Annotated in this window: 14 protein-coding genes; 13 read left to right on the top strand and 1 reads right to left on the bottom strand. The window is 74.9% G+C overall.

What is annotated here, in order from left to right:
• Positions 1–48 precede the first annotated feature (48 nt).
• Together CLV34_RS04690 and map are read left to right on the top strand one after the other, a co-directional pair.
• On the top strand, positions 49–522 hold the full coding sequence (locus tag CLV34_RS04690) for a DUF4395 family protein (RefSeq protein WP_100349011.1): 474 nt from the start codon (positions 49–51) through the stop codon (positions 520–522).
• Positions 523–608: 86 nt separating this feature from the next.
• The gene (map, locus tag CLV34_RS04685; protein ID WP_100349229.1) at positions 609–1,379 is read left to right on the top strand and encodes a type I methionyl aminopeptidase; all 771 of its coding nucleotides are present in this window, start codon (positions 609–611) and stop codon (positions 1,377–1,379) included.
• Positions 1,380–1,405: 26 nt separating this feature from the next.
• On the opposite strand, the gene CLV34_RS04680 is transcribed toward map, so the two are convergent.
• Positions 1,406–1,822: a DsrE family protein gene (locus tag CLV34_RS04680; protein ID WP_100349228.1), complete on the bottom strand. Its 417-nt coding sequence runs from the start codon at positions 1,820–1,822 to the stop codon at positions 1,406–1,408.
• A gap of 178 nt (positions 1,823–2,000) precedes the next feature.
• Here CLV34_RS04680 and CLV34_RS04675 point away from each other — a divergent pair, with 178 nt between their 5' ends.
• The 11 genes from CLV34_RS04675 to CLV34_RS04625 all read left to right on the top strand — a co-directional run bounded on the left by CLV34_RS04675 (position 2,001) and on the right by CLV34_RS04625 (position 14,603).
• Positions 2,001–2,612 (top strand): heme-binding beta-barrel domain-containing protein, encoded by a 612-nt coding sequence (locus CLV34_RS04675; protein ID WP_100349010.1) that lies wholly within the window; start codon positions 2,001–2,003, stop codon positions 2,610–2,612.
• A gap of 4 nt (positions 2,613–2,616) precedes the next feature.
• Positions 2,617–3,780 (top strand): CAF17-like 4Fe-4S cluster assembly/insertion protein YgfZ, encoded by a 1,164-nt coding sequence (ygfZ, locus tag CLV34_RS04670; RefSeq protein ID WP_245858971.1) that lies wholly within the window; start codon positions 2,617–2,619, stop codon positions 3,778–3,780.
• A 13-nt stretch (positions 3,781–3,793) separates the two neighbouring features.
• The gene (locus CLV34_RS04665) at positions 3,794–4,960 is read left to right on the top strand and encodes an FUSC family protein (RefSeq protein WP_100349009.1); all 1,167 of its coding nucleotides are present in this window, start codon (positions 3,794–3,796) and stop codon (positions 4,958–4,960) included.
• A gap of 100 nt (positions 4,961–5,060) precedes the next feature.
• Positions 5,061–5,330: a type II toxin-antitoxin system Phd/YefM family antitoxin gene (locus tag CLV34_RS04660; protein WP_100349226.1), complete on the top strand. Its 270-nt coding sequence runs from the start codon at positions 5,061–5,063 to the stop codon at positions 5,328–5,330.
• 11 nt (positions 5,331–5,341) lie between these two features.
• A complete protein-coding gene (locus CLV34_RS04655; protein WP_100349008.1) occupies positions 5,342–5,848 on the top strand; it encodes a type II toxin-antitoxin system VapC family toxin in 507 nt (168 codons plus the stop codon).
• A gap of 79 nt (positions 5,849–5,927) precedes the next feature.
• Entirely contained in the window at positions 5,928–6,263 is a 336-nt protein-coding gene (locus CLV34_RS04650) for a DUF2516 family protein (protein ID WP_100349007.1), read from the top strand.
• Complete coding sequence (locus tag CLV34_RS04645) at positions 6,260–7,324, top strand: asparaginase (protein WP_342747198.1); 1,065 nt, start codon at positions 6,260–6,262, stop codon at positions 7,322–7,324. The genes CLV34_RS04650 and CLV34_RS04645 overlap by 4 nt, the downstream gene beginning before the upstream one ends.
• Before the next feature lie 7 nt (positions 7,325–7,331).
• On the top strand, positions 7,332–7,754 hold the full coding sequence (gene dtd, locus CLV34_RS04640) for a D-aminoacyl-tRNA deacylase (protein WP_100349006.1): 423 nt from the start codon (positions 7,332–7,334) through the stop codon (positions 7,752–7,754).
• Between the two features lie 407 nt (positions 7,755–8,161).
• Positions 8,162–11,077: a response regulator transcription factor gene (locus tag CLV34_RS04635; RefSeq protein ID WP_100349005.1), complete on the top strand. Its 2,916-nt coding sequence runs from the start codon at positions 8,162–8,164 to the stop codon at positions 11,075–11,077.
• Between the two features lie 233 nt (positions 11,078–11,310).
• On the top strand, positions 11,311–13,986 hold the full coding sequence (locus tag CLV34_RS04630) for a glycosyl hydrolase family 18 protein (RefSeq protein WP_100349004.1): 2,676 nt from the start codon (positions 11,311–11,313) through the stop codon (positions 13,984–13,986).
• The gene (locus tag CLV34_RS04625; protein ID WP_100349003.1) at positions 13,986–14,603 is read left to right on the top strand and encodes a hypothetical protein; all 618 of its coding nucleotides are present in this window, start codon (positions 13,986–13,988) and stop codon (positions 14,601–14,603) included. Before CLV34_RS04630 ends, CLV34_RS04625 begins: the two co-directional genes overlap by 1 nt.
• Positions 14,604–14,651: the final 48 nt, after the last annotated feature.

The raw sequence follows: 14,651 nt of genomic DNA, 5'->3' as shown, positions 1-14,651 counted from the left end.
TGCCCCGACGACCGCCCCGACGACCGCCCCACGAGACCGGGAGACCCCGTGACCGACACCGCACCGGCCTCCGGCGCCGCACAGCCCGGCACCCGGCCCGGGATCGACCCCCGCGGGCCCCGCTTCACCGCCGGGATCACCGCGGTCCTGCTGGCCGTCGTCCTCCTGCTCGCCGGGACCCCGGCCGCCCTGTGGCTGCTCCTGCTCGTCGCGCTGTCGTTCGCGCTGGGCGTGGCGCGCGGCGTCCAGCACACCTGGCAGAGCGTGCTCTTCCGGCGCCTCGTCCGGCCGCGGCTCGCCCCGCCCGAGGAGCTCGAGGACCCGCGCCCGCCGCGCTTCGCGCAGGTCGTCGGCCTGGTCGTCACCGGTGTCGGTGTCGTCCTCGGGTTCGCAGGGGTCGCGGTCGCCGTCGCGGTGGCGGCCGCGGTGGCGCTGGTCGCGGCGCTGCTCAACGCCGTCTTCGGGCTGTGCCTCGGGTGCGAGCTGTACGTGCTCCTGCGGCGGGTGCGCCCGGCGCGCTGACCGGCGCACCACCGGCCGCCGCACCCCGACGGCCGCCGCCCGATACGGTGGGCACGACCCGTGCCGGCCGTGAGAAGGGCGCCCCCATGATCGAGATCCTCAGTCCCCGCGAGATCGCCCGGGCCCGCGAGACGGGCGCGCTCGTCGGCAGCATCCTCGAGTCGCTCCGCACCCGCGCGACCGTCGGCACGAACCTGCTCGACCTCGACCGCTGGACGCACGAGATGATCGACGGCGCCGGCGCGCAGTCCTGCTACGTCGACTACGCGCCGTCCTTCGGCCGCGGCCCCTTCGCCCACTACGTGTGCACGTCGGTGAACGACGCCGTCCTGCACGGCCTGCCGCACGACTACGCCCTCGCTGACGGCGATCTGCTCACGCTCGACCTCGCGGTGTCGCTGCACGGGATCGCGTCCGACGCGGCGATCAGCTTCGTGGTGGGGTCGTCCGACGACGAGAGCGACGCCCTCATCGAGGCGACCCGCCGCGCCCTCGCGGCGGGCATCGACGCCGCCCGCCCGGGCGCGCGCACCGGCGACCTGTCCCACGCGATCGGGACGGTCCTCGACGCGGCCGGCTACCCCGTCAACACGGACTTCGGCGGGCACGGCATCGGGACGACGATGCACCAGGAGCCGCACGTCCCCAACGCCGGGCGACCCGGCCGGGGCTTCGCGCTGCGGCCGGGCCTGCTGCTCGCGCTCGAGCCGTGGGTCATGGTCGACACCGACGAGCTCGTCACGGACGACGACGGGTGGACCCTGCGCAGCGCGACGGGCTGCCGGACGGCGCACACCGAGCACACGGTCGCGATCACCGAGGACGGCGCCGAGATCCTCACGCTGCCGCCGCGCTGACGAACGGGCCCGTGCGGACGGACCCGTCAGTACACGAGCGCCTGCGCGCCGGGGGCGAGCGCCTCCTCGACGAACACCGCCGCGCCCGCGATCCGGACGCCGGGCAGCACGTCGTCCGGCGAGATCCCACGGCGGGCCGCGCACTGCGTGCACACGGTCACGCTCCCGGCCGCGAGCACCGCCTCGAGCAGGTCGGGCAGGGGAGCGGCGTGCTCGAGCACGAGCTCGGCGGCGCGGTCGGGCACGCCGAACCACGCGGCCTCGCCGGTGAGCCAGAGGCTCACCTCGACGCCCGCGGCGACGGCGGCCGCGGCGACGGTGAACGCCTGGTTGGCCGCCTCGGGGCGGTCCGTCCCGCTCGTCGTCTTCACGACGAGCGTCCTGCGCGCGGGGACCGGTGCGGCCGCCGGTCCGGCGGAGACGTCGGGGAGAGTGTCGGGGATCACGTCCTCGAGCGTATCCGCCGACGCCGCAGGAGCGTCGCGGCGGGCGCGTCGCGACGTAGGATCGCCTCATGACCGGCACCGAGATCTTCTTCGTCACCCTGCTGTCGGTGACGTCCCTCGTCATCGTGTGGTTCGCGGGCTACGCCGTCTACCGGCTGTACTCCGGCCAGCGCTGATGTCGTTCACGGTTCCGGACGGCCTCGCGCCGGAGGTCTACCCGCTCGCCTGGCTCGTGGGTCGGTGGCGCGGTGAGGGCGTCATCGAGTACCCCGGGATCGACGAGGTGGCCTTCGTGCAGGAGGTCGTCTTCGACCACGACGGCGGCCCGTACCTGCGGTACGAGTCCACGTTGCGGATCGTCGAGGCGGCCGTGCCGGGCACGGTGCCCGACGACTGGTCCGCCGAGACGACCGACGTCGACGACGCCGCCCCGGCGACCGCGCCCCGCGACGCGTCCTCCGGCCTGCCGGTGTGGGAGACCGAGACGGGTTTCTGGCGGGTCCCGCCGGAGCGTCCGGACGACCTGGCCGAGCACCAGCACCCGCTCGAGGTGCTTCTCGCGGACCCGGCGGGCTGGCTCACGCTCTACGTGGGCGCGATCGGCAACGGGCGCATCGACCTGGTGCACGACCTCATCGCGCGGACGTCGTCGGCCGCCGAGGTGACGGCGTCCAAGCGTCTCTACGGCCTCGTCGAGGGCGATCTCATGTGGGTCTGGGAGCTCGCCGCGTTCGGCAACCCGCTGCAGAACTACGCGTCCGCGCGGCTCGTCCGGCAGGACGGCTGAGCCCGTGACGGACCAGACCGCCGACCAGCCGACGTACCGCAGCCCCTTGCTCGACCGGTCCGGCGCCGTGGCCGGCGCGGGTCCCGACGCGGGCGTCGCGTGGCACTACGGCGACCCGACGGCCGAGCAGCGTGCGCTCGAGCGCCACGGCGCCGTCGCGGACCTCTCGCACCTGGGCGTCGTGCGCGTCACCGGGCCTGATCGGCTGACGTGGCTGCACTCGATCACGTCGCAGGACCTCGCGGGCCTCGCCCCCCGCACGTCGACCGAGCTGCTCGTCCTCGACCCGCACGGGCACGTCGAGCACAGCGCGGGAGTCGTCGACGACGGCGAGGGGGTGTGGCTCGTGACCGAGGCGTCGCACGCCGCGCCGCTCGCGGCATGGCTCGACCGCATGAAGTTCTCGCTGCGGGTCGAGATCACGGACGCGACCGCCGAGGTCGCCGCGATCGGCGAGCCCGTGGACGCCGAGGGCACCGCGGACGAGCCCGTGACGTGGCGCGACCCCTGGCCCCGCACGGCTCCCGGCGGCACGCGCTACGGGCCGGCGGACGACGACCACCCGGGCCGTGACCGTCCGTGGCGCCTCGTCCTCGTGCCGCGTGGCGAGCTGGCGACCGCGGTCGCGGCGCGCGAGGCTGCAGGCTGGCGGCTCGTGGGCACGTGGGCGACCGAGGCCGCGCGTGTCGCCGCGTGGCGCCCCCGGCTCGCGACCGAGGTCGACGACCGCACGATCCCGCACGAGCTCGACTGGCTGCGCACTGCCGTCCACCTGCACAAGGGCTGCTACCGCGGCCAGGAGACGGTCGCGCGCGTGCACAACCTGGGTCGGCCGCCGCGCCGGCTCGCGATGGCGCACCTCGACGGGTCGGGGCACCTGCTGCCCGCCGCCGGCGCCGACGTCTGGCCGGGCGGCCCGGGCGCGCTGCCCGAGGGCCGGCCCGTCGGCCGCGTGACGAGCGTCGCGCGGCACCACGAGCTCGGGCCGGTCGCGCTCGTCGTCCTCAAGCGCTCGGCGACGGACGGCGAGCTGCTGGTCGACTGTGACGGCGGGGCCGTCTCGGCGGGACAGGAGGTCGTCGTGCCCGGCGAGGGCACGTCGGTCGACCGGCCCGAGGCGCGCGGCCCCCTCACGCGCGGGCTGGGCACGCGCACGGGCCTGGTCTGACCGGGGCGCCGGGGTGACGGTCCCGCCCGGGCGAGGTCCGGCGACGTCGCCGCAGCCCCCCGCGCCCGGTGGACGGTCACCGTCGGCTGCGGCGACCTGGCGGAACCTGCGCCTGCTGGTCGGTCGCGCCCGGCTGCGGCAGGGCGCGGGACGCGTCAAGGTCGCGCTGGTCCCCGTCCTCGTCGCGTCGGTGGCCGCGGGCGTCGCCTACTCGATCGCGCACTGGCCGCTGGGTCACCCGTACCCGTTCTTCGCGCCCGTCGCGGCGTGGGTCTGCCTGGGGTTCACCCGCGACCGGCAGCCGCGCAAGGTCCTCGAGCTCGCCATCGGCGTCGCGATCGGGGTGGGGCTCGGCGACGCCGTCACGCACGTCATCGGGTCGGGGGCGTGGCAGGTCGCGCTCGTGCTCGCCGTGTCGGCGCTGCTCGCGCGCTTCATCGACCGGGGTCCGCTGCTCACCACGCAGGCGGGCGTGCAGGCCGTCGTCATCGTGCTGCTGCCGCCGACGCCCGGCGCTCCCGCGAGCCGGTTCGTCGACGCCCTGGTGGGCGGCGGGGTCGCGCTCGCCGTCGCGGCGTTCTCGCCCAACGACCCGCGCCGGCGCCTGTCCGCGCTCGCTCAGGAGGCCGTCGAGGAGCTCCGCGAGACGCTCGACCTGCTCGCCCGGTCGCTCCAGGAGCGTGACACCGACCTGGCGCGGGCCGCGCTCGCCCGTGGTCGGGCGAGCGAGCCGTCGCTCGTGGAGTGGCGCGACGCCGCGGCCTCGGCGCGCGACGTCGCGCGCGTCAACGCGCGCGCCCGGCGGCACCTCGCGGAGGTCGAGCTCGCGGGACAGCGCGTCGTGCTGGTGGACCGGGTCATCCGGACCGTGCGCGTGCTGTCGCGGCGTGCGGTCACGCTGACGGGTCCGGACCGCGAGACGGCGGTGCTGGGCGAGCTCGTCGGGCTGTTCGCGGTCGCGGTGCGCGACCTGGGGACCGCGCTCTCGCAGGGCACCGACCCCGTGCGCGCGCGGGACGAGCTGCTGACGCTCGCGGGCCGGCTCGAGCCGCGCACCGTCGCGGCCGACGACTGGGAGGTGCAGGCGCTCGTCCTCCTGGTGCGGTCCGCGGTCGTCGACGCGCTCGAGGCCGCGGGCGTCGAGCCCGGCGCGGCCCGGGACGCGCTCCCCGACCTCTGAGCCGGCTGCCTCCCGGGCGGACGGCGGTGCGCACGGTCCCGCCGCCTGCACGCGGCGGGTCGACGTACAGTCCGCATCGGGTCAGGTGTACGGTCCGGGCATGGAGGTCTCCGTGAGCGCCCTGCGCGCCGAGCTCAAGACCTGGATCGACCGGGCCCGGACGGGCGAAGAGGTCGTGGTCACCGACCGCGGCATCCCGGTCGCCCGCCTCTCCGGGCTCGACGGCGCCGACCTCGTCGCCGGGCTGCTCCGCGACGGGCTGCTCACCGCGCCCGAGCACGAGCGCCCGGTCGCGACCACCCCCGACGGCGAGCACCCCGCGCGCGGGCAGAACGCCGTGTCCGGGCTCGTCCGCCGCCTGCGCCGCTGACGGGCCCCGCCGTGACCACCGTCTACCTCGACACGACCGCGCTGGTGCGGCTCGTCCGGCGCGAGCACGGCAGCGAGCTCGCCGTCGAGCTCTGGAACCGCGCCCCGCTCGTCGCGACCAGCCGCCTCAGCGACGTCGAGCTGCGTGCCGTCCTGGCCGCCGGCGTGCGCCGCGGCCTCCTCGACCCGTCCGAGCACGCGGCCGCGCTGCAGCTGTGGGAGTCCCTGTGGGCGGGCGTGTACGTGGTCGAGCCGCTCGCGGCGGTCACCGCGCTCGCGGCGGACCTCGTCGGCCGGCACCCGCTGCGCGGCGGGGACGCCGTCCACCTCGCGTCCGCGCTCGTCCTGGCCCCCGACGTCGTGATGGCCGTCTGGGACGAGCACGTCGCGGCCGCCGCTGCGGCCGAAGGCCTCACGGTGGTGCCGGGCGAGCACGGCGTGCCCGGCCTGCCGCAGCCCAGCCCGGGCGCCCGCGCACGACGTAGGCTCGACTCCGAGCCGGGCAGCGCCAGACAGTGAGCCAGGCCGCGGGCCCAGCCGTGAGGTCAGGCCGAGCCCGACCCTGCGTCCGACCGAAGGACCCGACCGAAGGAGACGAGTGGGCCCCGTCCAGTACTGGATCCTGCTGACGCTGACGCTCGCGTCGTACGCCCTCCAGCTCTACGCGTTCGTCGACGCGCTGCGCCGCCCGGCCCACGCGTTCCGGTCCGAGCGCAAGCTCAGCAAGCCGATCTGGCTGGCCATCCTGCTCGCCGCGGCCGGCGTCGGGATCGTCGGGTTCCCCGGCTTCCTGTCGCTGATCGTGGCGGTCGCGGCGATCGTCTACCTCGCCGACGTGCGCCCGCGGCTCGAGCCCTACTCGGCGCGGCGCGGGGGACGGGGCGGCGGTCAGGGCGGTGGCCCGGGGCGGCGTCCGTCGTCGGGCGGCTGGTGAGCGCGGTGCCTGCTGCCGCGACCACCTCGTACGGCCTGCCGGGCCGGGGCGCGGGCGTCCTCGCGGTCGTGCGGCGGGGCGATCTCGTCGAGTCCGTCCATGCGGGGCACCTGCGCGCCGCGGACGCCGACGGCCGGACGGTCGTCGAGGTCGGCGACCCGGCCGCGACGCTGTGGCCGCGGTCCACGCTCAAGCCGGTCCAGGCCGTCGCCATGCTCCGGCACGGGCTCGCGCTGCCCGACCGGCTGCTCGCGCTCGCCTGCGCGAGCCACAGCGGGGACGAGGCGCACCGTGACGGCGTGCTCGAGATCCTCTCCACGTACGGCCTCGACGAGCGCGCGCTCGCGAACGAGCCCACGCTCCCGCTGGACCCCGAGATCGCCCGCGAGTGGCAGCAGGCGGGCCACGGGCCGGAGCGGCTGACGCAGAACTGCTCGGGCAAGCACGCGGCGATGCTCGCGACGTGCGTCGCCGCGGGCTGGCCGACGTCGGGCTACCTCGCGGTCGACCACCCGCTGCAGGTCGCGCTGCGGGACGTGGTCCGCGAGCTGACGGCGCCGGACGCCGAGGCGGCCGGCGCGCCGCCCGAGGAGACCGGCGCCGCCCACGTGACCGTCGACGGGTGCGGTGCGCCCCTCTTCTCGGCGTCGACCGCCGGGCTGCTGCGCGCCTTCCGGCGCATCGCCACCGCTCCCGGGCGGGATCCGCTCGCCCCGGAGGCGCTCGTCGCCCGTGCGATGACGCAGCACCCGCACATGGTCGCGGGCACCCGTCGCGAGACGACGCTCCTCATGGACGCCGTGCCCGGCATGGTCGTCAAGGACGGTGCCGACGGCGTGCTGGCCGCCGCCCTGCCCGACGGGCGGGCGTTCGCGCTCAAGATCGCGGACGGCGGCCAGCGGCCGCTCGCCGCGGTCGCGACGGCGGTGCTCGACCGGCTCGGGGTGGACGTCGCCGGCGTCCTGCCCGCGTGGCCGGTCGAGGGCGGGGGACGTCCCGTGGGCCGGGTCGAGGCGGCGCTGCCGGACGCCCCGGGCGCGCTGCCCGGCGACGCCGCGTGAGCGTCCGATGAGAGCAGTGGTGCAGCGGGTCCGCTCGGCCTCCGTCACGGTCGACGGCGAGGTCGTCGGCGCGATCGGCCCGGGTCTGCTCACGCTCGTCGGGGTCACGCACGCCGACACGGCGGAGCGGGCGCTGGCGCTGGCCCGCAAGGTCGCGGGGCTGCGCATCCTGCCGGGTGAGGTGAGCGTCCTGGACGCGGGGGCGCCGGTCCTCGTGGTCAGCCAGTTCACGCTGTACGGCGACACGCGCAAGGGGCGGCGCCCGTCGTGGTCGGCGGCCGCACCCGGCGCGGTCGCGGAGCCGCTCGTCGACGCCGTGGTGGCGGAGCTGCGGGCCGCCGGCGTCGTCGTGGAGACGGGCCGGTTCGGTGCCGACATGGACGTCGCATCGGTCAACCACGGCCCTTTCACGGTGCTCGTCGAGGTCTGACCGGTGCGCTCGCGGCGACGGGTGCGCTGCGCCCGGTGTCGAGCAGGCGCCTGCCCACCGCCGAGGTGGCGGTCATCGCCCTGAACCGCCGTTCCGGGGTCGACGACCGCCTGCTCGGCGGGGTGGGCCCGGCGCGTGCTCCGACCTGCTGCGCGGCCCCGTACGACCCGTGTCTGTCGTCCGGGGCACTCGTCCGGGACGACTGTCCCACATGTCGGACAGGCTGCTCGAAGGATTCTTTCGGGTTTTTTCGGGGTGGGCGTACCGCCCGGTAGCGCTCTCAGCCGCAGAATCCCGCCGATGTCCGTTTAGTCCGAAACATTCCAGGGCGTCAGCCGAAACACGATCGCAACCCCTCCATGCTCTCCTGGGAATCGCAGGGCGGCTAACATTCACCACACTGACCGATGCCGTTCAGCGAAGGAGGGTTCCTCGTGATCGTCACGTTCCCGAACCGTCCAGGGGGAACGGTCGCGCCGCGCCGGCGCGACCATCGGCGCGGCCGCACCGGCACGTACTCGACCCGGACGGTCGAGCTCGAGCGGGCCGCCGCGCTGGTCGCCGACCGTCGCGGCGGGATCGTCTGGCGCGCCGAGCCCGGCATGGGCAAGAGCGCCACGCTGGACCGCGTCGTCGACCACCTGCTGTCGCGCCCCACGACGCAGGAGCTCGTGGTCGTCCGCCTCCGCTCGGGCAGCGTCAAGCAGCAGGGCGCGGCGGTCACCTCGATCGTCACGCAGGTCCAGCAGGCGACCGGGATCGACGCCCCCGCCTGGATGTGCAGCGTCGAGACGCTCGTGCGCGAGGGGACCGACCCCGGCGGCGTCGTCGTCGCGCTCGCCGACTACCTCGGTGCCGTGCAGGACGACACGACGGTCGTCCTCGTCGCGGACGACCTCGACCTCGTCGACCCGACGTGCATCGACGTGCTGCTCGGCCTGGTCGGCCGCCGTACCCGCGGGCTCGTCCTGCTCGGCACCATCAGCGGCACCCGCGACGTGCCCGGGCTCACGTACCCGATCGAGGTCCGTGACGTCCCGGCGCTCGGCTGGGGCGACGCGCTGGACCTGCTCTGGAACGAGGTCGGCGTCGCCTGCGCTCCGCACGTCGCCGCACGGCTCGTCGACGCGCTCGGCGGCAACGCGGCGGCCGTCTCCCAGGTCGCCCAGGTGCTGACCGGCGACCAGCTCGCCGGCTGGTCCGCCCTGCCCGAGCCGCTGCCCGTCACGTCGGCGGCACGCGGGGCGGTCGGCCCTCTCGACGACCTCGGCGCCGCGGACCGCGGCATCCTCCTCGTCGCGGCGCTCGCGTCGGTCCGGCGCACCGACGTGCTGCTCGCGGCGTGCGGGATCACCGGGGACGACCTCCTGACGCGGCCGTGCGCACGCCACCTCGACCTCACGGCGTCCCGGTTCGCGTTCGTCGACCCCCGCGTCCGTGCCGTCGTGCACAGCGACGCGTCGCTCTCCGAGCGGTCCGCCGCGCACCACGCGCTGGCCCGCGTGCACGCCGCCACCGGCGAGCGCGACGCCGCGACCTGGCACGCCGCGCTCGCGACCATCCAGACCGACCCCGCCCTCGGCGCACCGCTCGTCGCGCTCGCCGCACGCATGTTCCGCGACGGAGACGCGGACGGCGCCTACGACGTGGCTCGCGAGGCCGCCTCGCACTGCTCGGGCCCCGACCTCGAGTCGGCGATCGAGCTCGTGGTGCGCGCCGCGCTGCACGCCGGCTACGTGGTCGACGCCGCCGGCTGGGGGCGCGGCGGGATGCGCTCGCACGAGGACGGCGTGCTCGGCCGCGGGATCGGCGCGTTCCTCACCGCCGTCACGCTGACCGACGGGCAGGTGCCCGACGAGGTCCTCGACAAGGCCGAGCGGCGTGCGGCGGGCGACCCCGACCAGGTCGCGGGCGTCGTCGTGGGCGCGGCGCGCGCCGCGACCCTGCACGCCGAGCGGGGCGACGGCACGGCCGCCCGCGAGGCCCTCGCGCTCGCGGAGCGTCTCGCCGACGCGCTCGGTGACGGCTTCACCGACCGGCTGGGCGCCGTGCTCGAGGAGACGCGGGTGGTCTGCGAGGTCTTCGGGGTCACGACGTCGTCCCCCCGCGCGGTGCCGCCCGGGACCGTCCGCCGGACGGGCACGCGGGCCGCGATGGCGATCCGCGCCGCGCAGGCCGGCAACCTGGCCTCGGCGTCGGCGGCGCTCGCGTCCGCCCTGTCGGAGCTCGCGCCGCTCAGCGACGGGGCCGGCCGGGTGCTCGGTGACTGCGTCGCGGCGACGCCGCTCGAGGAGGCGCAGCTCTGGGTCGCGAAGGTCCTCGTCGACGTGTGGTCGGGGCAGCTCGCGACGGCGCGTCAGGACCTCGCGGAGGCCGCGTACCGGCTCCCGGTCGGGATGCCGTTCGCCGGCCTCGGGGTCGCGCTCGCGCGCCGGCTCGACGTCCTCGTCACCGGCTCGGTCGGTCGGCTCGCGTCGGCGCTCGAGGAGACCATGCCCGGGCAGCCGGGCCTGCCGCTGCGCCACGCGGCGCTCGAGGACCGGGCCCTGCTCGCGATCTTCGACGACGAGCCCGCGCAGGCGGCGACCCTCCTGGAGCTGTCCGACGGGCGCGAGCTGCCGCACGACGCGCGTCTCCTGCCCCTCCCCGCCGACGACGAGGTCGCCGTGTGGTGCCGCGCCGGGCGACCCGATGCAGCCGCCCGGGCCGCGGCGCGTGCCCGGGCCCGCGCCGCCGCCCTGCCGGGCGAGATGCGGGTCGCGGCCGAGGCGCGCCTCGACGTCCTCCTCGCGGAGCCCGGCTCCGTCCTGGCGGCGGCCGAGCGGGGGGCGATGGTCTCCCGGTCGCTCGCGTCCGCGTTCGAGCGTGCCCGGACCGAGCTCGTCGTGGGGCGCGCCCTCGTGGGTCTCGGCGACGAGCTCGGGGGCGGCGGACACCTGTTCTCGGCGCTCGAGCTGTTCCGGGAGGCCGGGGCGTCCGCGTGGTCGGACGTCGTCCTCGCGGACCTGGCGGCCGTCGACGGCCGCGGCTCCGGCGGCGACGCCCCGCAGGGGGGCACCGCGGAGCCGGCGTCGGGGGTCACGGTGCTCGAGCTCGCCGACCGGCTGCGGACGCGCTGGGCGGGCGTCCTCACCGACCGTGAGCTCGACGTCGCGCTGCTCGTCGTCGAGGGCGCGTCCAACCGTGAGGTCGCGGAGACGCTCTTCGTGTCGGTCCGCACGGTCGAGGTCCATCTCGGCCGGGTGTTCCGCAAGCTCGGGGTGCGGTCGCGCCTCGAGCTGACGGTCCTCGCGCACCGAGGAGGTCCGGGCTCGGGGGACTGAGCCGACGCGGCCGCCGGACGGCGGGGCGCGCGCCCGCAGCGCAGCGGGCGCAGGGGGGCAGGGGGCAGCAAGAGAGGGACCGAGGATCGCGACCCGATGAGGGGATACCCGTACGACGACCGGGGACGACCGGGTCGGAGTGTGGCTTCACCCGATATCGGAAGCGAACCTCACAAAATACCGTCAAGTGATGCGTCGCCCTGGCGGCGCCCACACCCGGAGGAGCACAACCCATGTCATCACCCATCCGAGCAGCGGGAGCGCGCCGCATCGTCGCAGCGCTCGCCGCGTCGGCGACGGCCCTCGGCCTCGCCGGCGTCGGTGTCGCCGCACTCGCCCCCACCGCGCAGGCCGCCGCGGCGTGCAGCACCGCCTGGAACGCCGCCACCGCCTACAGCGGCGGTGCCGCCGTCTCGTACCAGAGCGTCAACTACACGGCCAAGTGGTGGACCCAGAACGAGGTCCCGAGCACCAACACCTCGGGCGTGTGGGCGTCCGTGGGTGCCTGCGGCACGAGCACGCCGACCGCGACGGCCACGTCGACCCCGACGGCCACGCCGACGAAGACCGCGACGCCGACGGCCACCCCGACGGCCACCGCCACCCCGACGGCCACCGCCACCCCGACGAAGACCGCGACGCCCACGGCGACCGCGACGCCGACGGCGACGTCGACCCCCACCGCGTCCGGTGACGAGGCGTGCCGCCCCGACGGCCTGTACACGACGCCGGGCGTCAAGGTCCCGTACTGCTCGGTGTACGACACGAACGGCCGCGAGAAGCTCCCGAACAGCCTCCAGCGTCGCGTGATCGGCTACTTCACGAGCTGGCGCACCGGCACGGACGGCACGCCGTCGTACCTGCCGAACAACATCCCGTGGAACTCGGTCAGCCACATCAACTACGCGTTCGGCCACATCGACGGCAACGGCAAGGTGTCCGTCAACCAGGACGCCAAGGGCAACGCCGCGACCGACATGACCTTCCCGGGCGTCGCGGGCGCCGACATGAGCAAGGACTACTCGTACACGGGTGAGCTCAACCTGCTCAACAAGTACAAGGCGCAGCACCCCGGCGTGAAGTCGCTCATCTCCGTGGGCGGCTGGGCCGAGACCGGCGGCTACTTCGACGCGTCGGGCTCCCGTGTCGCGTCGGGCGGCTTCTACTCGATGACCAAGTCGCAGGCGTCGATCAACACGTTCGCCGACTCGGCCGTGTCGTTCATCCGCCAGTACGGCTTCGACGGCGTCGACATCGACTACGAGTACCCGACGTCGAACAACAACGCGGGCAACCCGCTCGACTTCTCGGTGTCGAACGGCAGCCGTGGCGTCCTGTGGGCGAACTACCTCAACCTCATGAAGACGCTGCGCCAGAAGCTCGACGCGGCCAGCGCGGCCGACGGCAAGTACTACGAGCTCACCGCGGCCGTCCCGGCCTCCGGCTGGCTGCTGCGCGGCGAAGAGGTCAGCCAGATGGTCCAGTACCTCGACTTCGCGAACATGATGTCGTACGACCTGCACGGCGCCTGGAACGACAAGGTCGGCGGCAACGCCCCCCTGTTCGACGACGGTGCGGACGCGGAGCTCGCCGCGGCGGGCGTCTACACGGCGTACAAGGGCATCGGCTACCTCAACGGCGACTGGGCGTACCACTACTTCCGCGGTGCCATGACGGCCGGCCGGATCAACCTCGGCGTGCCGTTCTACACGCGAGGCTGGAAGAACGTCTCGGGCGGCACGAGCGGCCTGCACGGGACGTCGGCACTGCCCGACCAGACCAAGTGCGCGGACGGCACCGGCTCGAAGGCCGGCGGCACCACGCCCTGCGGCAACGGCGCGGACGGCATCGACAACCTGTGGCACGACACCAACTCGTCCGGCAACCAGGAGGCCGCCGGGTCGAACCCGATCTGGCACGTCCTGAACCTCGCCAAGGGCGTCGTCGGCGACTACACGGCGTCGTACGGCACCCCCACGACGATCACCGGCACCTACCAGCACAACTTCGACTCCGTCTCGAAGACCGAGTGGTGGTGGAACCCGACGACCAAGGTGTTCCTGTCGGGCGACGCGGACGACGCCATCGCGGCGAAGACGCAGTACGTGGCCGACAACGGCATCGGCGGCATCATGATCTGGGAGCTCGCGGGCGACTACTCGTACAACGCCACGAAGGGCCAGTACGAGATGGGCTCGACGCTCGTCGACAAGATCCACGCGGCGTTCACGAAGGCCGCGCCCTACGGCGCCACCAAGGCGGACGTGACCATGCCGACGCAGGCCATCGCGCTCGACGTGTCGTACTCCGACTTCGCGCTCGGTGACAACAACTACCCGATCAACCCCAAGGTCACCTTCACGAACAACAGCAAGACGGCGATCCCCGCGGGCTCGACCATCACGTTCGACTACGCGTCCAGCGACACGGGCGCCATGAGCGAGCAGAACGGCTGGGGCCTGACCCAGACGGGGAACACGAAGCCGGCGAACAACGTCGGTGGCCTGAAGTTCGACTTCTACACCGCGACCGTGAAGGTCCCCTCGGGCGGCATCGCCGCGGGTGGCTCGCTGTGGACGAAGTTCTCCTGGCAGCTCCCGATCGCGCAGCTCTCGAACCTGCGCGTGACGATCAACGGCACGACGTACGCGGCCACCTACGACAACCCGCGGGGTGTCACGGTCGTCGAGCCGAGCACGGGCAGCACGTCCAGCCCGACGTCCACGGGGACGTCCACGTCGGGCGGCGGCACGGGGACCTGCACGGCCACCGCGTGGTCGTCGACCACCGTCTACACCGGTGGCCAGAAGGTCTCCTACAACGGCCACACGTGGACCGCGAAGTGGTGGACCCAGGGCGACGCCCCGGGTGCCGCGACCGGACCCTGGACCGACAACGGGGCCTGCTGATGCGCCGCACGACCCTCGGTCTGCTCACGGCAGGGGCGCTGCTCGCGGCGCCCCTGCTGGGGGGCTGCTCGTTCCTGTCGGGTTCCGACGACGCCGCGAGCGCGCAGCCCGGGGCCACCTCCACGGCACCCGTCGGGGGCGCCGAGTCGGGCGAGCAGCGCACCATCGGACCGCTCGACATCATGGCGGCGGACTACTGGTACGCGAAGGCCCCGAAGGGCGGCATCACCCACGTGACCGCGCGCGGGTGCGAGGACGGCAAGCCGTGCCCCGGCTTCGACATCATCACCGGTGACGCGGTGACCCAGGCGGTCGGCGACGACGGGACGACGGCGTACCTGCCGAAGGGCACGAAGTGCCCCGGCAAGGACGCGCTCACCCCGTCCGTCTCCGGCGACCACGAGCCGACGGTGACCAAGACGGTCGTCGCTGGCTCGGAGGCGACACGGTCCGAGATCGTGCTCGCCTGCGTGGACGACGACGGCAACGTCGGGCTCACGACGACGCAGATCCAGTGGTACGTCCCGAACAGCCCGGAGGGCCCGGTCCTCGTGGTGGACCGGTGGGCGTTCGACGGCCTGGACGCGCGACTGGCCGCGGCGACCTGGGCCGGCTGACACAGCCGCCCGGACCGTCGTCCGACACACGAGGACCCCGGTCACCCG

The sequence above is a fragment of the Luteimicrobium subarcticum genome (assembly GCF_002798015.1).
Classification (GTDB): Bacteria; Actinomycetota; Actinomycetes; order Actinomycetales; family Cellulomonadaceae; genus Luteimicrobium; species Luteimicrobium subarcticum.
The sequence above is the reverse complement of the archived record's forward strand: the minus strand, read 5'-3'. Positions and strand labels throughout refer to the sequence as shown.